Genomic DNA, 23,130 nt, shown 5'->3' on the forward strand with positions numbered 1-23,130 from the left:
GGAGGTTTATATGACATATCAAGAGGCCTTAGCCTATTTAGAACAGGCATCTTCATTCGGTATTAAGCCTGGCCTTGAACGAATTACAGCCCTTATGGAAGCCTTAGGGAATCCACAGGAGGACTATAAAATTGTTCATGTTACAGGGACGAATGGTAAGGGCTCGGTTACCTCATATATTTCCTACGCACTGTTTACAAGTGGATTACGGGTGGGGCGATTTACATCGCCTCACCTTCAATCCTATACGGAGCGAATTCAAATTAATGATGGAAATATTACAGAGGAAGCCTTCGGTAATCTAATTAGCCGTGTAAAAGTGGCAGTTGATACTATCATTAGTAACGGCATAGAAGCGCCAACACAATTTGAAATTTTGACGGCTGCAGCCTTTTTGTTTTTCAAAGATCAAGCTGTAGACTATGCAGTGGTAGAAGTTGGCTTAGGTGGACTTCTAGATTCCACAAATATCGTGACTCCAAAAGTATCTGTTATTACAAATGTGACAATCGATCATCAAGCCTACTGTGGTGATACTGTTGAGGAAATTGCACGTCATAAGGCAGGGATTATTAAATCCAAAGTCCCTGTTGTAACAGCAGCACAGGATGCGCCTCTTCGTATTATTGAAGAGGCAGCTAAAGAGAAGCATGCTAAAGTATATGCTTTCAATAAAGATTTTGGTATCGATAGCCGTAGTGCTGTAACAGGTGGTCAAATGATTACTGTGAGCACTAATGATGCCGCTCCTGCAATGTTATTTACGACAATGGCCGGTATTCATCAATCTGTAAATCTCGCATGTGCATTGATGGCTGTACGTCTATTGATGAAAGAAGATAAGAGCATCAGTGAAGAAACGATGCGCGAAGGCTTTGCTCGTACTACGTGGGCAGGGCGTTTTGAAGTTAAACGCGGTTTAGATCGCACCTTTATCTTTGACGGCGCTCATAATGCGGCTGGCGCAGAATCCTTCAGTATGACCTATGGTGAGCTATTTAAGGACGCCCCAAAAACGATTGTGATGGCAATTCTTAAAGATAAAAATCAAGATGCTATTATTCGTGAAGTCGTTAAGGAAGGGGATACGGTACTTGTAGTACCTGCACCTACAGATAGAACAGAAGTGCCAGAGGTTTTAGTTGAAAAAATACGTCACATTGTTCCAAAAGCTGTAGCTCAAACGGCTGATTCTGTTGAAGATGCATTGGCTTTAGCCTATAAACATACAAAGAATGGTGATATTATCGCTGTTTGTGGTTCTTTATATATTTTAGGAGATGCTCGTCAGTGGTTTAACCATGAGATGAGTCACTAAGGTGAGCATATGGAACTCTCACTTATTCCTAATCAGAAGAGAATTACGTTCTATATTGAACGATTAATTTATGGTGTTGTAGTTGCTATGCCATTACAACCTATGGTGGGGGATGTACTTTTGTGGCTAGCGATAGGGCTTGCTTTATATGATTTGATATCTAGTAAATCACTGAGCTTACCAACGGGCTATTTATCCTGGTCTGTTATGATATTTGTGGTATGGACTGGCATATCTGCACTAGTATCAGAAAATTGGGATTGGTCAATTCAAAGTTGGTTTTATCAAATCGTGGCCAGTGGAGGCATGTACTATCTAGTTCGCACATACATTCAAACACCTAAACAGTGGAATTATTTTCTTCGTGCTCTATTAGGTACTGCTGTACTCGTGTGTATCATAGGTGCTTATCAATATGTATTCGTTCCTAATATTCATATAAAAGAGTGGGTAGATGCAGCACAGTTTCCAAAATTGATGCGACGCATGTCTTCTACATTACAAAACCCTAATTTGTTGGGAGCCTATCTATTGATGGTACTCAGCGTATGTATCAGCTATATCTTGGTATATATGAAAGAAAATCGTACTCGTGAAGTGGTTACGATGCTCGTTATAGGTATTATATTATTCTTAACGATGCTATTAACCTATTCTAGAGGCATTTGGATTAGCTTTGCGGCCATGATCCTCTATTGGGCTATCTTTGTAGATAGAAGATTATTCTTATCCCTATTAGTAGTGCCAATTATCTTGTACTTTTATGATGGTGAAATCGCCTCTAGACTATGGTCCATATTCCAAGGTCATGATACGTCAGCTGATCTTCGATGGGCTTTGTGGGATAGTACTATGTATATCGTACGTGAAAACCCAATCTTTGGTATTGGGTGGAATACATTTTACTTAGTATATCCAGATTATAACTATTATATTCAAGGTCCTCACATCTTGATGTATCATGCTCATAATTTGTATCTTAATATATTAGCTGAATCAGGCATCCCAGGATTGATATCATTCCTAGCAGTTATTATTGGTCATGTTATAACATCTATAAGACTTAAAGGGGATATATTCCGCCAAGCTGCACAAGTTGGTGTAGGTGCGTTAGCTATAGGTGTTTTATTTAGTGGCTTATCCGATTTTGAGCTATATAGTCATCAAGTAACCATCGTATTTTGGCAATTGTTTGGTTGGGTAGGGGCTTTTGTAAAAGTTCAGTTATCTGCTGATAAATCTGCATAATTGTAATATCTTGTATAATTAGCATGTTTTATGGTAGATATATAATTTCATAATATGGTATAATTAATACATACCTTGGGTAGGTATGTATTAGGTAGTATAACCGGTTTTCTAATGTTAGACATAATTGAACATTATCGTTAGCATTTGAAAGCCGGTTTTTTGTATATCATTGTATCTTTATAGGGAGGTGTAAGGTCTAGTTCTTGTATATGAGATGTTGTTTTATATTGAAAAGGGTCTATATATTGTATAGAGAGAGTTCGATTTAATTGAAAAACATCAATATATGCCATATATCGATGATTCCTGTGAGTTATAACGATGTGAATAAAACTTATGTGGAAATGTGAAAATCTATGCATTTTAATCATAATGCTAATCAAAGTGTGATAAAAAATACATTTTAGTCATATAAGTTGACAATGCATTGGATGTGGACTACGATGAAGTCGGTTTAAGGAACGACCAAGAGATCAAACTGTCGTTTATACAATGTTACTCTTAAAGGAGATGGTAATGGTGATAGACATCAAAGACCGCGTTAAATGTGCGGCCCTCCAAGGTAAAATTGTCACTGCTTATGATGCAGCTCTTTTGATTAACCCTAACGATAAAGTTGGTATTTCCGGCTTTACTCCATCTGGTTATGCAAAAGCAGTGCCATTGGCATTGGCAGAAAGAATGGAAAAAGAACCATTCAAAATTGATTTGTGGACAGGTGCTTCCGTAGGTGATGAAGCTGATGGCGCGTTAACTCGTGCTAACGGTATCAATCGTCGTTTCCCATATCAAACAAATGGGGATACACGTAAAGCCTTAAATAGCGGTGCTGTTAAATACATCGATATGCATTTAAGCACAATGGCACAAAATGTTCGCTATGGTTTCTTTGGCGATTTAGACGTAGCTATCGTAGAAGTTTGTCAAATCAACGAAGATGGCTCTTTAGTACCTACAACATCTGTTGGTAACTCTCCAACATTTGTTAGCCAAGCTAAAAAAGTTATCGTAGAAGTAAACGTATCCCAACCACTTTCCTTGGTAGGTATGCATGATATCTATGAACCACTCGATCCACCACATCGTAAACCAATTCCATTGGAAACACCTGGTGATCGTATTGGTACTGAAGCAATTCCTTGTGACCCAAGTAAAATTGTTGCAGTTGTACCTTGTGATGTTCCTGATACAACAAGACCTTTGGCACCTATCGATGATGATGCAAAAGCAATGAGTCAACACCTTATCAAATTCTTCGAACAAGAAATTGCAGAAGGTCGTTTGCCTAAAAACTTGCTTCCATTACAATCTGGTGTAGGTTCCGTAGCAAATGCGGTAATCAGTGGTCTTGCTAAAGGCCCATTCACAGATTTGTCCATCTATACAGAAGTAATCCAAGATGGTATGTTCGACTTGATCGATGCTGGTAAAGTAACTGTATGTTCCGGTACTGCATTAAGTCCTTCTCCAGATGGGTTGAAACGTTTCTATGCGAATATTGATGAATATCGTAAAAAAATCATTCTTCGTCCGCAAGAAATTTCCAACAACCCTGGTATTGCTCGCCGTATTGGTGTCATTGCCATGAATACCGCTATCGAATTTGATATTTTTGGCAATGTAAACTCTACTCATATTATGGGTAGCAAAATGATGAATGGTGTTGGTGGTTCTGGTGACTTTGCACGTAGTGCATATCTCACTATTTTCTGCACTAACTCCGTTGCTAAAAATGGCGACATCAGTTCTATCGTTCCATATGTATCTCATGTGGATCATCCAGAACATGACACTATGATTTTCTGTACAGAACAAGGTGTTGCTGACTGCCGTGGTTTGAGCCCAGTGGAAAGAGCTCGTTTAATCATTGAAAAATGTGCTCACCCAGACTACAAACCTATGTTAACTGAATACCTAGAAAAAGCATTAGCTGCAACAAAGAATGCCCATACACCTATGTTGCTTGATGAAGCTCTTTCTTGGCATAAACGCTTCACAGAAACTGGAAGCATGAAAAAATAACCTGTTTTTTTAGGAGGATGATGAAAACATGGCTTACGAAAACTTAAAAGCCCAAATTGCTGAGTACAACAAACTTTGTGACGAAAAAAGTGCAAAAACTCCAGAACGTCAAAATTTAAAATACAACCGTGTATACACACCAGTTGATATCGAAGGTTTTGACTATGAACGTGATTTGGGTATGCCTGGCGAATTCCCTTACACTCGTGGCGTACAACCTACTATGTACCGTGGTCGTTTCTGGACAATGCGTATGTATGCAGGCTTCGCTACAGCAGAAGAATCTAACAAACGTTACCGCTACTTAATCGAGTCTGGTGCAACTGGTCTTTCCTGTGCATTCGACTTACCTACACAAATCGGTTATGACTCCGACGATGCAGTTGCAGAAGGCGAAGTTGGTAAAGTAGGTGTAGCGATTGACTCCTTGGCAGATATGGAAATCTTGTTCGACGGCATCGATCTTGGTAAAGTATCCACATCCATGACAATCAACGCTCCAGCATCCGTTTTGTTGGCAATGTACATCGCAGTAGCTGAAAAACAAGGCGTACCTTCCACAGAATTGAAAGGTACAATTCAAAATGATATTTTGAAAGAATACGCAGCTCGTGGTACATACATTTTCCCACCAAAACCATCCATGCGTTTGATCACTAATATCTTCGAATATTGTTCTCAAAACGTTCCAAAATGGAACACAATCTCCATCTCCGGTTACCATATCCGTGAAGCAGGTTCCACAGCAGCACAAGAAATCGCATTCACAATTGCTGATGGTATCGCATACGTAGAAGCAGCTTTGAAAGCTGGTCTTGATGTTGATACATTTGCTGGTCGTCTTTCCTTCTTCTGGAATGCTCATAACAACGTACTTGAAGAAGTTGCTAAATTCCGTGCATCCCGCCGTCTATGGGCAACAATCATGAAAGAACGTTTTGGTGCTAAAAAACCAAAATCCATGATGCTTCGTGTACATACTCAAACAGCTGGTTCCATGTTGACTGCACAACAAGTTGATAACAACATCGTTCGTGTTGCTCTTCAAACTGCAGCTGCTGTAATGGGCGGTACTCAATCCTTACATACAAACTCCCGTGACGAAGCTTTGGCTCTTCCTACAGAAGCATCTGTACAAGTAGCTCTTCGTACACAACAAATCGTGGCTTACGAATCTGGTTTGGCTGACGTAGTAGACCCATTGGGTGGTTCCTACTATGTAGAAGCTATGACTAACGCTATCTATGACGAAGCTATGGCATACATTAAGAAAATTGATGAAATGGGCGGCGCTGTAGTAGCAATCGAAAAAGGCTACATCCAAAAAGAAATTCAAGAATCCGCTTACAAATGGCAAATGGAAGTTGAATCTGGCTTGCGCACAATCGTTGGCGTAAACAAATTCCAAGTTGAAGAAGAAGCTCCAAAAGACTTACTTCGCGTAGACGCTTCCGTTGGTGTTAACCAATCCAAGAAAACTCAAGCAGTTCGCGCTAACCGCGATCAAGCAGCAGTTGATAAAGCATTAGCAGCTCTTAAAGCTGGTGCAGCTGATGAAAACGTTAACTTGATGCCATTAATTCTTGATGCAGTTAAAACATATGCTACTTTGGGTGAAATTTGTAATGTATTGCGCGAAGTATTCGGTGAATACGAAGCTCATTCCACATTATAATATCGGCTAATTTCGGAGGTAATTAATCATGGCAGAAAAACGTATTAGAGTAATCGTAGCAAAACCAGGTCTTGATGGTCATGACCGTGGTGCAAAAGTAGTAGCACGCGCACTTCGCGATGCTGGTTTCGAAGTAATCTACACAGGTCTTCGTCAAACTCCAGAACAAATCGTTGAAGCAGCTCTTTCTGAAGACGTTAATGTAGTTGCATTATCCCTTCTTTCTGGTGCTCATAACACATTGTTCCCTAAAATTGTTGAACTTTTGAAAGAAAAAGGCATGGGCGATGTACTTGTAATCGGTGGTGGCGTTATTCCTGACGCTGATATCCCTGGCTTGAAAAAAGCTGGCGTAGCAGAAGTATTCACACCTGGTACACCAACTGGCGATATCGTTAAATTCATCAACGAAAACGTTAAATAATTAATTGGGCAAGAGAGGAGCACAACTGAATAGTTGGCTCCCCTCTATTCCCATATTCTAAGATAGGTGGTGAGGCGAGTGGATTTAGTTAAAGAACTTTTCGAAGGTTCTCGACTAGCCTTAGCACGGTCCATAACAGCTGTAGAAAACGAGTATGATAATGCCATTGATATTATGAAGGCTATTTACCCTAAAACAGGGAATGCACGTATTCTCGGTATTACTGGGGCCCCTGGTGCTGGTAAAAGTACGTTGACAGATAAAGTTGTTAAACATTATCTAGATCAAGGTAAGAAAATCGGCATCGTTGCCATCGACCCAACTAGCCCATTCTCTGGTGGTGCTATCTTGGGGGACCGTATTCGAATGAATGATTTGACATTAAATGAAAATGTATTTATTCGAAGCATGGGCACGCGTGGTAGTCTTGGTGGTTTGTCCAAAAAGACTGCAGACGTTGTAAAACTCATGGATGCCTTTGGCATGGATTTAGTAATCATTGAAACAGTAGGTGTAGGTCAATCTGAAGTAGATATCGTAAAAAATGCAGATACTACATTGGTTGTACTTGTTCCTGGTCTCGGTGATGATATCCAAGCTATCAAGGCAGGTATTCTTGAAATTGGCGATGTATTTGCTATCAATAAAGCTGACCGAGATGGTTGTGATCGTTTGAATGTAGAAATTGAAATGATGCTTGACCTAGACTCTCGTGAAGTAAAATGGCGCCCACCGATTAAGCGCACAATTGCTAGTAAAGACCAAGGCGTAGATGAACTCATCGACGCTTTAGATGAACATTTTGAGTATCTTGAAGATTCTGGTGAATTGGAATCTCGTCGGGCAGAACGTACTCGTGATGAAATCATCGCAATGATTAATGAACAAATTGGTCGTTATGTAGCTGACAAAATCGTTACAAGCGACGAATTTAATAGCCAAGTGGCAGCTGTTAATGAACGCGAAAGCGATCCATACACAGTTGTTAACGGCGTAATGACAAGCGTGCTAAAGTAGACGGCGACTACATAGCATTAGAGATTTAGCCTTATAAAGGAGATAATCGAAATGGCTTTTAAAGTATTACAAGTGGATCACATCGGTATTGGTGTTAATGATTTAGCAGCAACTAAAGAATTCTATAAAAATGCATTGGGTATTGAACATCTTCCTGAAGATGAAGTGGTTGAAGAACAAAAAGTAAAAGTATCCTTCTTCCCATGTGGCGATGCTGAACTTGAATTCTTAGAAACTACAACTCCAGATGGCCCTATTGGTAAATTCATCGAAAAAAATGGCGGTCGTGATGGTATCCAACACGTTGCATTGCGCGTTGATAATATTGAAAATGCTATTGCTGATTTGATGGCTAAAGGCGTTCGTATGATTGACGAAAAACCTCGTTACGGTGCAGGCGGTTCCTCCATTGCTTTCTTACATCCAAAAGCAACAGGCGGCGTATTGCTTGAATTATGTCAACGTATGAAATAATACAGTATCCAATTCACATCATTATGTATGAGTAATAGATATACATATTCATATAATCATGAGTTATATATTAAATATGTATGCATGCTTGAACTTTAATTATTAATGAAATAAAATGATACTGTAACAAGTTTTATTTGGAGGTGCTATAATGGCAACAGTGCAAGAAAAAATCGAGTTATTGCACGAAAAACTAGCTAAAGTTAAAGCTGGTGGCGGTGAAAAACGCGTTGAGAAACAACATGCTCAAGGCAAAATGACTGCTCGTGAACGTTTGGCTAAATTGTTCGATGATAACTCTTTCGTTGAACTTGATCAATTTGTTAAACATCGTTGTGTTAACTTCGGTCAAGACAAGAAAGAATTACCAGGCGAAGGTGTAGTAACTGGTTATGGTACTATTGACGGTCGTTTAGTATATGCATTCGCACAAGATTTCACTGTAGAAGGTGGTTCCCTTGGTGAAATGCATGCTGCTAAAATCGTTAAAGTACAACGTTTAGCAATGAAAATGGGTGCTCCTATCATTGGTATCAATGATTCCGGCGGTGCTCGTATTCAAGAAGCTGTAGATGCTCTTGCTGGTTACGGTAAAATTTTCTTTGAAAATACAAATGCATCTGGCGTTATTCCACAAATTTCCGTAATCATGGGTCCATGCGCAGGCGGTGCTGTATATTCTCCAGCATTGACTGACTTCATCTACATGGTTAAACACACATCTCAAATGTTCATCACTGGTCCTGCAGTTATCAAATCTGTAACTGGTGAAGAAGTAACAGCTGAAGACCTTGGTGGTGCAATGGCTCACAACTCCGTATCTGGTGTTGCTCACTTTGCAGCTGAAGACGAAGATGATTGCATCGCTCAAATTCGCTACTTATTAGGCTTCTTGCCATCCAATAACATGGAAGATGCTCCATTAGTAGACACTGGCGATGATCCAACTCGCGAAGACGAAGGCTTGAACAGCTTGTTGCCTGATAACAGTAACATGCCATACGACATGAAAGATGTTATCGCAGCTACTGTAGATAATGGCGAATACTATGAAGTACAACCATTCTATGCTACAAACATTATCACTTGTTTCGCACGTTTTGACGGTCAATCCGTTGGTATCATTGCTAACCAACCAAAAGTAATGGCTGGTTGCTTGGACATCAATGCATCCGACAAATCTTCCCGTTTCATCCGTTTCTGTGATGCTTTCAATATTCCAATCGTTAACTTCGTTGACGTTCCTGGTTTCTTGCCTGGCACAAATCAAGAATGGGGCGGTATCATTCGTCATGGTGCTAAAATGTTGTATGCTTACTCTGAAGCTACAGTACCAAAAATTACTGTTATCACTCGTAAAGCATACGGCGGTTCTTACCTCGCTATGTGTTCCCAAGATTTGGGCGCTGACCAAGTATACGCTTGGCCTACATCCGAAATCGCTGTAATGGGTCCTGCTGGTGCAGCTAACATTATCTTCAAAAAAGATGAAGACAAAGACGCTAAAACAGCTAAATACGTAGAAGAGTTCGCAACTCCATATAAAGCTGCAGAACGTGGCTTCGTAGATGTTGTAATCGAACCAAAACAAACTCGTCCAGCAGTTATCAACGCTTTGGCTATGCTTGCAAGCAAACGCGAAAACCGTGCTCCAAAGAAACATGGTAATATTCCATTATAATTCGATTCGATAACAAGATCATCGAATTTGGGAGATACCTTTCTTTACTACTTTTTTAGAAAGGGGAATGATTATGGAAGGACAAGCAGTTACTACCAATCCTTGGTTAATCATGGCCATTAATATGACAGTTGTATTTGTTGTGTTGATTCTTTTAGGTATTTTGATGTCAATCGTTCATTTGATTGACCCTACTAAGAAGAAAAAAGACGTACCACCAAGTGCACCTGTTGCGGCTCCCGCAGCTACACCGGTGGCTGCACCAAATGCATCTGCTCAAAATGAAGGTGAAGTAGTAGCAGCTATCGTAGGTGCCATTGTGGCGATGGGGTATTCATCTGAACAAATTGCATCTATTCGACCTACAGCAACCAGTGCTAAATGGCGCTTGGAAGGTCGTTTAAGCGGTAGAGGTTAATAATATTTTAGGAGGCATTTGTAATGAGCAATGCTACAACAACTAACGGTAAAGCTCCATCTCAAGATGTAGTAGCAGTAATCGTTGGTGCATTAGCGGCAATGGGTTATTCCGCTGATCAAATCGCGCATATCCGTCCAATCGTAAGCTATAATTGGAAAATGGAAGGACGTTTGCGCGGTAATCGATAAGATTATTGGCAGTTAGATAATCTAATAGATTATCCAATTTATATGTGTAAAGAAAATTTATAAGTATTGTGTAGACACTACACATTTTGGAGGAATTTAAAATGAAAAAATTCAACATTACAGTAAACGGCACAGCATATGATGTAGAAGTTAATGAAGTAAAAGGTGCAGCTCCTGCAGCAGCTCCTAAAGCAGCTCCAGCAGCAGCTCCTAAAGCAGCTCCTGCACCAGCTCCAGCTCCAGCTGCAGCAGCAGCTCCAGTTCCAGCAGGTGCTGAAACTGTAAAAGCTCCAATGCCTGGTAAAATCTTATCTGTAGCAGTATCCGCTGGTCAAGCAGTTAAAAAAGGCGAAACTTTGTTGATCCTTGAAGCTATGAAAATGCAAAACGAAATCGCAGCTCCTCATGATGCTGTAGTTTCTGAAGTTCGCGTAGCAGCTAACCAAACTGTATCCACTGGCGACGACATGGTTGTTCTTGGTTAATACCAAGTTGTGTGTGGCGCGGCTGAGCCGCGTCATATAACAATTTTATATTTGTGAAAGGGGAACGCATATGGAGGCTTTTGCTGTTGCGATTCAATCCGTTATTACAGATAGCGGGTTCCTCGCATTTACAACAGGCAATGCTATTATGATTCTTGTAGGTTTGATCCTATTGTACTTGGCATTTGCTAAAGAGTTTGAACCTTTATTGTTGGGTCCGATTGCGTTTGGTTGTGTACTTGCTAATATTCCTCGTAATGGTTTCGAAGAAGGCGTTATGGCACTTATTAGCGCAGGTATCTCCCAAGAAATCTTCCCACCTTTAATTTTCCTTGGTGTAGGTGCAATGACTGACTTTGGTCCACTCATTGCTAATCCTAAAACATTGCTTTTAGGTGCTGCTGCTCAAATCGGCGTATTCGTTGCTTTAGGTGGCGCAATGATGCTTGGCTTCACAGCTCAAGAAGCAGCTGCTATCGGTATCATCGGTGGTGCTGACGGCCCTACATCCATTTACTTAGCTACTAAGCTAGCTCCTCATTTATTAGGTGCTATCGCGGTTGCCGCATATTCCTATATGTCCTTGGTACCGTTGATTCAACCACCTGTAATGAAATTATTCACTACGCAAAAAGAACGCGAAATTGTTATGGAACAATTGCGTGAAGTTACACGTTTTGAAAAAATCGTATTCCCAATTATTTCTACGATCTTCATTTCCTTATTGCTTCCTTCCATTACATCCCTTTTAGGTATGTTGATGTTAGGTAACTTGTTCCGTGAATCTGGAGTAACTGATCGTTTGTCCGATACATCTCAAAATGCTTTGATCAATACTGTTACTATCTTCTTAGCAACTGGTACTGGTTTAACAATGAGTGCGGAACACTTCTTAAGCGTGCAAACACTCCTTATCATTTGCTTAGGTTTGGTTGCATTCATCGGTGGCACTGCTGGTGGCGTATTATTCGGTAAATTGATGAGCTTAGTAGATGGTGGTAAAACAAATCCACTTATTGGTTCTGCTGGTGTATCCGCGGTTCCAATGGCGGCTCGCGTATCTCAAGTTGTAGGTGCGAAAGCTAACCCAGCTAACTTCTTGCTCATGCATGCTATGGGTCCAAACGTAGCTGGCGTTATCGGTACAGCAGTAGCAGCAGGTACAATGCTTGCTATGTTGTCCAGCCACTAGTAATTTAATAATTATTCACCAAGGTGTGCCTAATTAGGTACACCTATTGGTGAATATAAAAACCCTTCAAATCTATGTATTCATGCATAAATAGGGTATATTTGCAATAAATGCTTTTCAGATCGGTCATTAGGTGATACAAGCATTCACACAATAACCTTCTAGTGCTTTAAATTTAGTAGAGGTGGTCACTTGTTATCTGTAGAATTAAAAATACTGATTTGTTTTATCTGGGCATTTATTGTATTTTTTATTACGGCACTGATTATCGGTGTTGAAGGCAAAGCTAAATGGTTTCAACGCAGAACTAAATATACTTGGTTTAATCGCCGAGGATTTTTAGGTGAAACCTTATTCTTTGGGTATCCTAAAACAAGAGAGGGATATGGGATTACTTTTTTGATGGCTTCCGCCATTGGTATCGTAGGTTATATTTTATACCTCTTATAACTATATCAGTGCATTTCTCTGAAGGGAGATGATGATGTATGGGTACTGCAGAACAAACCTTAATCGTCCTCGCAGTCATGGCTGTTTTATTTGTTACGGAAATTATTCCTTTAGCTATTACTTCTTTAGGCGGCGCTATTACACTTGGCCTTATGGGTATTATTACTCCTAAGGTTGTATTCTCTGGTTTATCTGATAGTACAGTTGTGTTGTTTGCTGGCATGTTCGTTGTTGGTGCAGCATTGTTCTACACTGGTTTGGCTCAAAAAATTGGGGAAACAGTAGTATCTCATGCTGGTACTAGCGAAAATGGCTTAATGCTAGCAATCATGGTTGTTACAGCAACTATGTCCGCATTCTTATCTAACACTGGTACTACAGCTGCTTTACTTCCTGTAGTTGTTGGTATCTGTGCTGTTGCTAAGATTCCTGCATCTCGCCAATTGATGCCTTTAGCATTCGCTGCAGGTATTGGTGGTATCATTACAATGGTTGGTACACCTCCAAACATTATTGTAAGTGGTACATTAACTAAATTTGGTGAACAACCATTTGGTTTCTTCGAATTTGCTTGGATCGGTATTCCTTTGACTATCGCCACAATCGTATTCATGATGCTTATTGGTAAACATTTATTGCCTAAACATGAAATTCAAGATGCTGGCGACGTTGAACAAGAAGTAGCTGCTGAAGATATTTCTAACGATCCTAAGAAACAATTATACTCTGGTCTTATTCTTTTAGGTGTAATCATTGCTATGATTTTAGGTGACTTCCTAAAAGGTTATGGTATCAACTTACCATTGAGCATGGTTGCAGTTATTGGCGCAATGCTTTGCGTATTAACTGGTTGCTTGAACGAAAAACAAGCTTACACATCTATTGACTGGGTAACAATCTTCTTATTTGCTGGTATGATGCCAGTAGCAACTGCACTTGACCAATCTGGTGCAGGTAAAATGATTGCTAATGCAGTAATCGGTGTTATGGGTTCTGACCCTAGCCCTTACTTTGCAACAGCAGTATTATTCGCATTGTCTTGTGTTATGACTCAATTTATGTCTAACACAGCATCTTGTGCATTGTTGGCTCCTATCGGTATCTCCATTGCTCAAGGTATGGGCGCTGACCCTCATGCTGTATTGATGGCTATCGGCGTTGCTGCATCTTGTGCATTCGGTACACCTGTAGGTACACCTCCAAATACATTAGTACTTGGCCCTGGTCAATACAAATTTACAGACTATGTAAAAGCCGGCGTTCCATTGATTTTAGTTTGCTTCGTAGTAAGCTTAATTATCATTCCAATGGTATGGCCATTCTTCCCTGGTAAATAATAGGGGATAGGTTACTCTACTATAAAGCACATACGAGGTCGAATCGTAAGATTCGGCCTCGTTTTTTATGATTTTAGCCTATATGATTTTAATATAGATTACATATAAGTGTAATCAAAAGCAATATGAATTAAACTAATTTGCATGATTAATTTTACACAATTGACTACATCGAAAAAAATATGATATAGTATATTGTGTAAGATATAATAATGTAATGTTGAATAAGGAGGTCATCTATGACAAAAGAAAGATTTAACATGTTAGTTGGTTCTATTGGTGCATTTATTGGTGTATTTGTATTTTTAGCCTATATCCCACAAATAATTGCTAATCTTCATGGTCAACCTAGTCAACCATGGCAACCATTATTTGCAGCAGTATCCTGTTTGATCTGGGTATTATATGGTTGGACAAAATCACCTAAACGTGATTATATTTTAATCGTACCAAACCTTGCAGGCGTTATTTTAGGTACACTAACATTCTTAACATCTTTCTAAGTGCTATAAGAAAAAAATAGTATTATTGTTATATAGTGAATAATAGTAAAGATATTACTTTACTTTATAAATATAAATGAGGTCGAATCGTATGATTCGGCCTTTTTTAGAGTGAAGTTTATATGTTAGATTAAAATATAGATAAGCGTTAAATCTGTTGTAATAAAAAAATAGTTTTTATGATAATAAATATTGATAATTAAATTCCTATTATAATGATTAGGATTTTATAAAATTGATAATTACAACATTCTCATTTGTTGAATATCATATTCAATTAATTAAATGAAAAGTAATATCAAAATACCTATAAACATAGGCTTTGTATGATAAAAATGAAAAAGTAATATGCAAAAATATATACAGTTTTTTATCATTTTCATTTGACTTTCAAAAAGAACTGTGTGATAATGAGAACATAAGTTGAGGCAAGTGCCTTTCTAAATGATAATAAAAAGTTCTGATCTATATTTTTATGGAGGTCCTAATTATGAGAGTTATTGCTGATGGTTGCATTAAATGTGGTTCTTGCGCATCTGTTTGCCCAGTTTCTGCTATTTCTGAAGGCGAAACTAAATATGAAATCAACGATACTTGCATCGATTGCGGTTCTTGCGAATCCGTTTGCCCAGTATCTGTAATTTCCGCTGAGTAATCACAAATTAAACGGCCCCTCATTGAGGGGCTTTTTATTTTGCCTAAATTTGCTTAACTTAGTATAATAGGACTATTAAGATATATATTATTATAAGGGAGTACAGCTTGTTTTATATTATACTAATTCTTTGGTTACTCTTAGATCAATGGACTAAATATTACATTATGAATCATTTTATGTTAGGTGAGTCTTTAGTGGTTATACCCAATGTATTTCATTTAACATATATTATTAATCGCGGTGCAGCATTTGGTATGCTTGCTAATCAGCGATGGTTTTTCTTACTGGTAGCGGTTATTTTGCTAGGCGCATGTGCATATTATTGGAAGCGCTTATCAAAAGGTCCGTGGACTTTACAGATTGGATCTGCTTTATTAGTGTCTGGTGCTATTGGTAATGGCATTGATCGTTACATGATTCATGGTGTGGTAGATTTTTTTGATTTCCGTATATGGCCTATTTTTAATGTTGCTGATATTGGTATCTGTGTAGGCGTAGCTTTAGTAGTCTACTATTTATTTACATTAAAAGATGATGATAAATAATTCATATATTATGACATATAATTAATTAATATATGATACTTAACTCATAGAGAGGTAGAGGATGAACGAATATATTGTAAATGCTGAGCAAGACGGTATGAGACTGGATGTATTCTTAACAGAACATATGGAAGGGTCTCGTAGTTATATTCAAAGTTTAATTAAAGGTGGTCACGTTACAGTAGGTGCTAAGGTAGGGAAAGCAAATCTTAGACTTACACCAAATGCTGTTGTACGTGTAGAGATACCGGAGCCTGAATCTGTAGAGGTAAAACCAGAGGATATTCCTTTAGATGTATTGTATGAAGATCATGATATTATCATTGTAAATAAACAACGTGGTATGGTTGTTCATCCTGCGGTGGGCAATTATTCGGGTACACTTGTTAATGCATTGCTATATCATTGTAAGGATTTGTCCGGTATTAATGGTGAGATTAGACCTGGTATTGTTCACCGTTTAGATAAGGATACATCTGGTGTTATGATGGCTGCTAAAAATGATGCAGCTCATATAGGTTTAGCGGAGCAGGTAAAGGAGCATTCTGCTAAACGGACATATTTAGCATTAGTACAAGGTAATATTGTAGAAGAAAAGGGTACTATTAAAGCTCCTATTGGAAGACATCCTAAGGATCGTATGAAAATGGCTGTTGTCTTTGAAAATAGTAAGGATGCAGTCACTCACTTTAACGTGGTTGAACGATTTGGCCATCAAACCTTGGTTGAATGTAATTTAGAGACTGGGCGCACACATCAAATTCGTGTACATTTTGCTCATATTGGACATCCTGTTGTTAATGATCCGTTCTATGGTTACCGTCGTATGGATTTTCCTATTGAAGGACAGGCATTGCACTCTAAATCTTTAGATGTAAAACATCCTATTACAGGTGAAAGTATGCATTTTGAGGCGCCTCTTCCAGATGACTTCAAAGCATGTATAGAGTTTGCTAAAACATATCGAGAAGATAAGCGTAAATAAGCGAAAAAATGAAAAGAAATCAAACGAAATGTAAAGAAACGTAGACAAACGTAGACAAACGTAAATACATGCAAATGAAATAACTGTCTTATATTGTGGTTTACTAAATAATCTTCTAACTATATTTGTAAAGGGGCATAGAGAACTCTGTGCTATAAGGGCGTATATATGGAAAAGAAACGCTTATTGATGGATCAAGATGCTATTATGCGCGCGATTCGTCGTATTAGTCACGAAATCCTAGAACGTAATAAAGGCTTATCTAATGCTCTTATTGTAGGCATTGAACGACGTGGTGTTATTTTGGCAAAACGTTTGCAGGCCGAAATCGAACGCATTGAAGGTATTCGTATTGAATGTGAATCACTCAATGTTGCTATGTATCGTGATGATCGTGATGCTCGCCAAAAAGAGGGGAAACCATGTACGATTGATACAACGGAGAAAACAATCATTCTCGTGGATGATGTACTTTACACAGGGCGTACTATTCGTGCAGCGTTAAATGCATTGATGACATCTGGTAGACCTAAATCTATTCAATTAGCAGTACTCGTGGACCGTGGTCATCGTGAATTGCCGATTCGCGCAGACTATGTGGGTAAAAATATTCCTACATCACATCTTGAAAGTGTACGAGTTGCCGTAGAAGACTTAGATGGTGAAGAAGGGGTTACAATACAGGAATAATCTGTATTGTAACCCCTTTTTTGCTTAAATTAAAATTATACTTTTTATTTGATATATTGCGGTGTATAGGTATAGTCTGTATGCCCTATACGTTTACCTTTATTATGGAAACATAAGGCTTGTATATCTGTAGCTAGTGTATCTATATGATGCATAGATTTTCCAAGATTATTGAGCTGAGTAGGTGCTTTAGCCCATTTTTGAATGAGTGGAATGTCATGTTTAGTCCTCAGCCATTGACGTCCTCTGTCGTTAAAGGCTAGTAATCTAGCGTATTGAGGACCGTCTTGCATAGCGATATTTATCAAGTCTTTCGTAATGCCTAATGTAAGATATGCACCCATGCGCTGTAAACGGGCGTAGGTGTAGCGCTTGGATTTTATTTGCTCAATGGCAGATTCCCATGAAGGCTGTTGTGCTGCTTTTAACCATAAGTGCTCGATACCTTCTGTGAAATCGACGAATCGTTCTAATTCACTTGCCGAAATGCGGCGACTCAACATATGAACCATATCATGGTATCGACTGTAATCGACATAGTCACCAGTTGTGATTCTATGAGTCATATCATCTAGAATCGGTGTTGGGATAGCAACTTGAAGTGCTGAATACATATCTAAAGGAGTAGCCGTTGTGATGAGTTGCCGCAATGCTGTACCTGATGGCAACTCTTGATTGATAGTTTGGTTATGGTGATCAGAGGTACGCTGAATAGGAATATACGCTAAATCTGGGTGATATTTTAATCCAGCTCGTATATATTCTAGCCCTAATAAGGCATTAGGTGTGCTAAGCATTTCAGAGCCTAAGGCTTTACGGAAGGCCGTTCCATAGGACATTCCTTCATTTAAATAATTTCGTAACTCATTTTGGGTACTTTCACAATCCATACGTTTGGCTATACCTATGAGCGTATTTAGATTAGTAGTTTCAGAACCAAAGGAGAGGGTATCAATAGAGAGTGCTTTCACCATACGGATGGCGCCAGTTCCAAATAGTTGCGCGCTGCCTAAGGAATAGAGTGTAGGGAGTTCGATAACAACATCTGCACCGCCAAGAATGGCCCAACGAGCACGATCGAACTTTGAGAATAGGGCCGGCTCACCACGTTGTACAAAGGAGCCACTCATAATACAGATGCGCAATGCATCAGGGCATTTTGAAGCTAACGTATGTAGTTGGTGTGCATGTCCATTGTGAAATGGATTGTATTCGCAAATAATACCGATGGTTTTCATAGTGACTCCTTTCATTATTGTTAGTGTAACAAAGCATAGAGGTACTGTAAATAAATTTTGAACTTAAGAGGGGATATGGTGAAGAAATAGACGTAAAAATGTACGTAAAACTAAAGTTTATTGTAGATTTTATTTGTTCTATAGGCTATAATTAACTGTAAATGCTGAATTGATGTGAGGTATATGATGAAACAAAATTGGAAACGTACATTACAAGGGGCTCTGCTCGGTGCTGCGCTACTAGCAATGGCGGGATGTGGCTCTACAAATGTAATGGATACATATAGTTTTGGCCATCAAGTTATCCGTGTTGGTCAATCTGAAATTACCATTGCTTTACCTTATGAAATGGGTAAAAGTACAAAAAATATGTCTGATGATGGGTATCCTATTGATATTTATGGATCTGTTACAGAACATATGGTAATTGAGGTTGAGGCTTTGCGTGCTGGTGAAAACAAACCTTTGCCAACGGTAGATGAGTATGTTAACCGCAGCAAATCTGAGTTTACTAAAATTGGTGGCACCATCAAGGAAGAGTCTGTAGCTTTAGATGGCGCATCTGCTAAAAAGCTTGATGTGACCTATACGACTCAAGGGCAAACATTTAGATTTTCTCAATACGTATTCTTAGATCATGGCGTATTGTGGAATATAGTCTACCAATATCCTGAAAAGGATCAGGTAGGTGCTGATATCAGCAAAGAAATTCAAAACAAGATTCAAGTTACACAACAGAAAGAGGGTTAATCGATGAACGTATTAGTAGTTAACTGCGGTAGTTCTTCCTTGAAGTATCAATTACTTGATATGACAACTGAAACAGAATTGGCAAAAGGTCTTTTTGAGAAGATTGGTGATCAAGATGCTATCTTCACTCATAAACGTCCTAACGCTGACAAATTAGAACGCGTTGAACCAATTTTGAACCATAAAGAAGCTCTTCGCATTTTGCTTGATATTTTAGTTGATGCTGAATATGGTGTAATTAAGTCCATGGACGAAATCGACGCTGTTGGTCACCGTGTAGTACATGGCGGTGAAAAATTCGCTGACTCCGTATTGATCACTCCAGCTGTTATGGAAGCATTAGAAGAATGCTGCGCATTGGCTCCATTACATAACCCACCAAACATTCAAGGTATCGAAGCTTGCCAAGCTATCATGCCAAACGTACCACAAGTAGCTGTATTCGATACTGCATTCCACCAAACAATGCCTAAAGAAGCTTATATGTATGCGCTTCCTTACGAATACTATGAAGACTATGGTATCCGTCGTTATGGTTTCCATGGTACATCCCATAAATACGTTGCACAACGTTGCGCTGAATTGATGGGTAAACACATGTCTGACCTTCGTATCATCACATGTCACTTGGGTAATGGTTCTTCCGTTTCCGCTATTAAAGGTGGTCGTTCCATCGATACAACAATGGGCTTCACTCCATTGTCCGGTTTGATCATGGGTACTCGTACTGGTGATATTGACCCAGCTATCGTTCCATTCTTGATGAATAAAACTGGCATGAACTACGAAGAAGTAGACACTGTAATGAACAAAAAATCCGGTGTACTTGGTATTTCCGGCGTGTCCAATGACTTCCGTGTTATCGAAGAAGCAGCAGCTAATGGTAACAAACGTGCTCAATTAGCATTGAACATGTTCCATTACAAAGTTCGCCGCGTAATTGGTGCATTCGCAGCAGTTATGGGTGGTGTTGATGCTATCGTATTCACAGCTGGTATCGGTGAAAACGGTATCGGTAACCGTGATGCAATCTGCAACGGTTTAGAATACTTGGGTACTCGTATTGACTCTGAACGTAATAATATCCGCGGTAAAGAACAAGAAATCAGTGCTGAAGGCTCCAAAGTTAAAATCTTCGTAATCCCTACAAACGAAGAAATCATGATTGCTCGCGATACTCAACGTATTACAGCATCCTTGAAAAAATAATATAGTTCGTATCTGAACTAGGTGACTAATAGAGTCATAAAACCCCGTCTATATCTTAGGTATAGACGGGGTTTTTGTAGTTTTTATACCTAGAATACCTTATAATAGAATGTATAGTTATAAAGTAGTAGTTCTTTTAAAGGGGTAACACATGACAGTATTATATGAAGAAAAATCTCAACGTGCTAAAAGTGCAGAGTGGTTAGTATTATGTTTTGTCATTCTATTATTATGCGGTGTAGCATACACTACATATCGTAGCATTAATTTACATACTGTGCTAATAGCTGAATACTTTATTGAAATTATGGCCATAATCGTAATTGTGAAACAGGCGGTTAGCCGATATACCTATATTTTGACAGATACAAAGTTGGTCATTGAAGAATCTTCTATCTTTAGAAAACGCCATTTTGAAGTAGATTACGATATGATTGATGGGGTGTTTAAGTTTGAACGTGAATTATTGACGAATATTAAATATCGATATAAATACAGAAAATGTTCTACATCTGATCCACGTCCTATATGGTCTCTAGTGTATGCGATTGTAAAGGGTGATAAGGTCCAAAATGGTCGCCTTTTACTGAAAGCAGATGATAAATTCTTTGAAATCTTAGAAGAACATGTACCAGGGCGTATCCGTGTGCCGCAAGCAGACATTGTATTCTATGCTGCAGTGCGTGCTGATGCGGTAAAACACGGAGAAGATGTACAAGAGTACTATAAAAAGTTAACTACTCCTGAAAAGGATGGCCCAGATATTACTGTTTAGTTTACAAATATTCTGATTTATATTTTGTGATCTATATTTTCTGAGCTATGTTAGTTAGTCTTATTAATAAAATAGTTAAATTAACTAAAATTCTTATACCGTAAAGGAGTGCAAATGGCTGGATTATATTTGGCGAGCCAATCACCACGAAGAACTGAATTATTAACACAAGTTGGCATTGATCATATTGTCGTATCGAGCACCTATGAAGAGGCTAATACTGGATATGATGATCCCATTGAAATGGTAAAAGCACAGGCTTTAGGTAAAGCTCGTGCTGCTGTAGATGTCCCTGAAGGTAGTATTGTGTTAGGCGCAGATACGATTGTCGTGCTAGATAATCAAGTGTTAGGCAAACCTCATGATGCGGCTGAGGCCCGTCATATGCTAGAACGTTTATCAGGCCAAGTTCATTCTGTTATTACGGGAGTAGCCTTACTCATTAAAGATCAGGAAATAGTTTTTCATAATGAAACAAAGGTATATTTTAAAAAGTTAGCTCCTTTTGAAATTGAATCCTATATCGGTAGTGGTGAGCCTATGGATAAGGCTGGCGCCTATGGTATACAAGGTAAAGGTGCTTTATGGGTAGAAAAGATTGAAGGCTCTTATACCAATGTGGTGGGCTTGCCTGTTGAGCATGTGTATGATGAACTATGCAAGGCATTAGGCGCTAAATAATACTATCGCTTTGTAGCAATAATATTATAATTGGCTGTGCTGTGCTGTGCTGTGCTGTGCTGTGCTGTGCTGTGCTGTGCTGTGCTGTGCTGTGCTGTACAAGTAATATATAAAGAGAGTAGATGTGTTGGTTGCTTGATCGATAGATGGTGTTATCTATTTGAATGGAGAGATTCTATGGAAGTACCAACAGTAAGTGTAAAAGACATGTTGCCGTTTCAACGGCCGCGAGAGAAGTTTCTTACCCTAGGGCCATCCCATATGGCGATGGAGGAACTATTAGCTATTTTATTACGAACAGGGGTAAAGGGGCAGTCCGCCATTTCCTTAGCTAACGATATCGTACAATCCTTTGATGATGGCGTATATGGTTTAAATCGAATGACCGTTGAAGAACTCGTTAAAATCAAGGGTATTGGTACAGATAAAGCGGTGACCTTATGTGCAGCTCTTGAGATGGGGCGGCGCTTGGGAGAGCTTAAAATCAAGGAAACTTACGAAGATTTTTCACAGCCCTTTGTTATAGCCCAATATGTAATGGAGCGTTTGCGCCACGAAGAGGTAGAGCATGTGTGGGCGGCGATGTTGACGTCTCGAAATAAGTTAATTCAGTTAGAACATATTTCTAATGGAGGGTTAGTATCTAGCCTTGTAGAGCAGCGTGCTGTTTTTAAGAAGGCCATAGCGTGTAATGCGGCGGCCATTATTTTAATACATAATCATCCATCCGGCGATAGTCGTCCTAGTGATGAAGATATACGACTAACCAAGTTATTTGTCAGTGCAGGTCAGTTCATGGGGATACCTGTATTAGATCATATCGTCATTGGTGATAATGAATTCACTAGCCTTAGTGAAATCGGTAAACTCAGTTAAGTTATCCTTATATGATAAGGTTTAAAACCGTATAATTATGGCTTTATAGTTTGTTGTATCAGTAAATAAGCACTCATAATGATGCGTTCTTTATTATGTCTAGTAAATAGAGAATGCATCATGATATGGGTGCTTTTTCTATTTTATTCGACCTATAGGTGGCTTTGTAATGTATCACTTGTGAGTGTGTAAATTATGTATGACTTAAGGGTACTTGAATTATGCATTTTCTGTGCTTTTAACAATGGTAAAAGCCTTGATATTAATAGAAAAAGTCGCATTATA

At 38.9% G+C, this 23,130-nt stretch carries 25 protein-coding genes; 24 read left to right on the forward strand and 1 reads right to left on the reverse strand.

The annotated features are described in order from the left end of the window. The first annotated feature begins 10 nt into the window (after nt 1-10). The 19 genes from ACSV5T_RS00165 (at nt 11) to pyrR (ending at nt 17,316) form a co-directional block, all read left to right on the forward strand. Nucleotides 11-1,318 carry a bifunctional folylpolyglutamate synthase/dihydrofolate synthase gene (locus ACSV5T_RS00165; RefSeq protein WP_438319937.1) on the forward strand — a complete coding sequence of 436 codons (1,308 nt, stop codon included), beginning with the start codon at nt 11-13 and terminating at the stop codon, nt 1,316-1,318. Between the two features lie 9 nt (nt 1,319-1,327). Then, nucleotides 1,328-2,566 carry an O-antigen ligase family protein gene (locus ACSV5T_RS00170; RefSeq protein WP_438319938.1) on the forward strand — a complete coding sequence of 413 codons (1,239 nt, stop codon included), beginning with the start codon at nt 1,328-1,330 and terminating at the stop codon, nt 2,564-2,566. A 519-nt stretch (nt 2,567-3,085) separates the two neighbouring features. Further along, nucleotides 3,086-4,591: an acetyl-CoA hydrolase/transferase family protein gene (locus ACSV5T_RS00175; protein ID WP_039969068.1), complete on the forward strand. Its 1,506-nt coding sequence runs from the start codon at nt 3,086-3,088 to the stop codon at nt 4,589-4,591. A 28-nt stretch (nt 4,592-4,619) separates the two neighbouring features. Beyond that, entirely contained in the window at nt 4,620-6,266 is a 1,647-nt protein-coding gene (locus tag ACSV5T_RS00180) for an acyl-CoA mutase large subunit family protein (protein ID WP_005386006.1), read from the forward strand. Between the two features lie 28 nt (nt 6,267-6,294). Beyond that, nucleotides 6,295-6,690, forward strand: a complete 396-nt coding sequence (locus tag ACSV5T_RS00185; protein ID WP_005386008.1) for a cobalamin B12-binding domain-containing protein — start codon at nt 6,295-6,297, stop codon at nt 6,688-6,690. A 78-nt stretch (nt 6,691-6,768) separates the two neighbouring features. Then, nucleotides 6,769-7,707, forward strand: a complete 939-nt coding sequence (meaB, locus tag ACSV5T_RS00190) for a methylmalonyl Co-A mutase-associated GTPase MeaB (RefSeq protein WP_005386009.1) — start codon at nt 6,769-6,771, stop codon at nt 7,705-7,707. 51 nt (nt 7,708-7,758) lie between these two features. After that, nucleotides 7,759-8,181 carry a methylmalonyl-CoA epimerase gene (gene mce / locus ACSV5T_RS00195; protein ID WP_005386012.1) on the forward strand — a complete coding sequence of 141 codons (423 nt, stop codon included), beginning with the start codon at nt 7,759-7,761 and terminating at the stop codon, nt 8,179-8,181. Between the two features lie 151 nt (nt 8,182-8,332). Beyond that, complete coding sequence (gene mmdA / locus ACSV5T_RS00200) at nt 8,333-9,862, forward strand: methylmalonyl-CoA decarboxylase subunit alpha (RefSeq protein WP_005386013.1); 1,530 nt, start codon at nt 8,333-8,335, stop codon at nt 9,860-9,862. Between the two features lie 73 nt (nt 9,863-9,935). Next, a complete protein-coding gene (gene mmdD, locus ACSV5T_RS00205) occupies nt 9,936-10,280 on the forward strand; it encodes a methylmalonyl-CoA decarboxylase subunit delta (RefSeq protein ID WP_039969070.1) in 345 nt (114 codons plus the stop codon). 23 nt (nt 10,281-10,303) lie between these two features. Continuing rightward, complete coding sequence (gene mmdE, locus ACSV5T_RS00210) at nt 10,304-10,471, forward strand: methylmalonyl-CoA decarboxylase subunit epsilon (protein ID WP_004696483.1); 168 nt, start codon at nt 10,304-10,306, stop codon at nt 10,469-10,471. A 101-nt stretch (nt 10,472-10,572) separates the two neighbouring features. Further along, nucleotides 10,573-10,956 carry a methylmalonyl-CoA decarboxylase subunit gamma gene (mmdC, locus tag ACSV5T_RS00215; RefSeq protein ID WP_105089440.1) on the forward strand — a complete coding sequence of 128 codons (384 nt, stop codon included), beginning with the start codon at nt 10,573-10,575 and terminating at the stop codon, nt 10,954-10,956. Nucleotides 10,957-11,026: 70 nt separating this feature from the next. Then, entirely contained in the window at nt 11,027-12,148 is a 1,122-nt protein-coding gene (gene mmdB / locus ACSV5T_RS00220; protein ID WP_005386017.1) for a methylmalonyl-CoA decarboxylase subunit beta, read from the forward strand. Nucleotides 12,149-12,340: 192 nt separating this feature from the next. Then, nucleotides 12,341-12,598, forward strand: a complete 258-nt coding sequence (locus tag ACSV5T_RS00225; protein WP_005377387.1) for a hypothetical protein — start codon at nt 12,341-12,343, stop codon at nt 12,596-12,598. 38 nt (nt 12,599-12,636) lie between these two features. Next, the gene (locus ACSV5T_RS00230) at nt 12,637-13,935 is read left to right on the forward strand and encodes an SLC13 family permease (protein ID WP_316707122.1); all 1,299 of its coding nucleotides are present in this window, start codon (nt 12,637-12,639) and stop codon (nt 13,933-13,935) included. Nucleotides 13,936-14,174: 239 nt separating this feature from the next. Beyond that, a complete protein-coding gene (locus tag ACSV5T_RS00235) occupies nt 14,175-14,438 on the forward strand; it encodes a SemiSWEET family transporter (protein ID WP_004696474.1) in 264 nt (87 codons plus the stop codon). Nucleotides 14,439-14,928: 490 nt separating this feature from the next. Next, the gene (locus tag ACSV5T_RS00240) at nt 14,929-15,093 is read left to right on the forward strand and encodes a DUF362 domain-containing protein (RefSeq protein WP_005386021.1); all 165 of its coding nucleotides are present in this window, start codon (nt 14,929-14,931) and stop codon (nt 15,091-15,093) included. A gap of 107 nt (nt 15,094-15,200) precedes the next feature. Further along, nucleotides 15,201-15,641, forward strand: a complete 441-nt coding sequence (gene lspA / locus ACSV5T_RS00245) for a signal peptidase II (RefSeq protein WP_039969072.1) — start codon at nt 15,201-15,203, stop codon at nt 15,639-15,641. 61 nt (nt 15,642-15,702) lie between these two features. Next, the gene (locus ACSV5T_RS00250) at nt 15,703-16,626 is read left to right on the forward strand and encodes an RluA family pseudouridine synthase (RefSeq protein ID WP_127161426.1); all 924 of its coding nucleotides are present in this window, start codon (nt 15,703-15,705) and stop codon (nt 16,624-16,626) included. A gap of 168 nt (nt 16,627-16,794) precedes the next feature. Continuing rightward, nucleotides 16,795-17,316: a bifunctional pyr operon transcriptional regulator/uracil phosphoribosyltransferase PyrR gene (pyrR, locus tag ACSV5T_RS00255; protein ID WP_105089436.1), complete on the forward strand. Its 522-nt coding sequence runs from the start codon at nt 16,795-16,797 to the stop codon at nt 17,314-17,316. Between the two features lie 44 nt (nt 17,317-17,360). On the opposite strand, the gene ACSV5T_RS00260 is transcribed toward pyrR, so the two are convergent. Continuing rightward, nucleotides 17,361-18,554: a tRNA(Met) cytidine acetate ligase gene (locus ACSV5T_RS00260; RefSeq protein ID WP_438319940.1), complete on the reverse strand. Its 1,194-nt coding sequence runs from the start codon at nt 18,552-18,554 to the stop codon at nt 17,361-17,363. Between the two features lie 186 nt (nt 18,555-18,740). On the opposite strand from ACSV5T_RS00260, the gene ACSV5T_RS00265 reads away from it, so the two are divergent. From ACSV5T_RS00265 to radC, 5 genes are all read left to right on the forward strand, one after another. Next, nucleotides 18,741-19,304 (forward strand): hypothetical protein, encoded by a 564-nt coding sequence (locus tag ACSV5T_RS00265; RefSeq protein ID WP_370816177.1) that lies wholly within the window; start codon nt 18,741-18,743, stop codon nt 19,302-19,304. A gap of 3 nt (nt 19,305-19,307) precedes the next feature. Next, nucleotides 19,308-20,513 (forward strand): acetate/propionate family kinase, encoded by a 1,206-nt coding sequence (locus tag ACSV5T_RS00270; RefSeq protein ID WP_119209371.1) that lies wholly within the window; start codon nt 19,308-19,310, stop codon nt 20,511-20,513. 151 nt (nt 20,514-20,664) lie between these two features. After that, nucleotides 20,665-21,288 (forward strand): hypothetical protein, encoded by a 624-nt coding sequence (locus ACSV5T_RS00275; RefSeq protein ID WP_105089433.1) that lies wholly within the window; start codon nt 20,665-20,667, stop codon nt 21,286-21,288. A 114-nt stretch (nt 21,289-21,402) separates the two neighbouring features. Then, a complete protein-coding gene (locus ACSV5T_RS00280) occupies nt 21,403-21,969 on the forward strand; it encodes a Maf family protein (protein ID WP_316061835.1) in 567 nt (188 codons plus the stop codon). Nucleotides 21,970-22,146: 177 nt separating this feature from the next. Continuing rightward, a complete protein-coding gene (gene radC / locus ACSV5T_RS00285; protein ID WP_005386030.1) occupies nt 22,147-22,845 on the forward strand; it encodes a RadC family protein in 699 nt (232 codons plus the stop codon). Nucleotides 22,846-23,130: the final 285 nt, after the last annotated feature.

Source organism: Veillonella sp. ZSJB6 (genome assembly GCF_051549505.1).
Classification (GTDB): domain Bacteria; phylum Bacillota; class Negativicutes; order Veillonellales; family Veillonellaceae; genus Veillonella.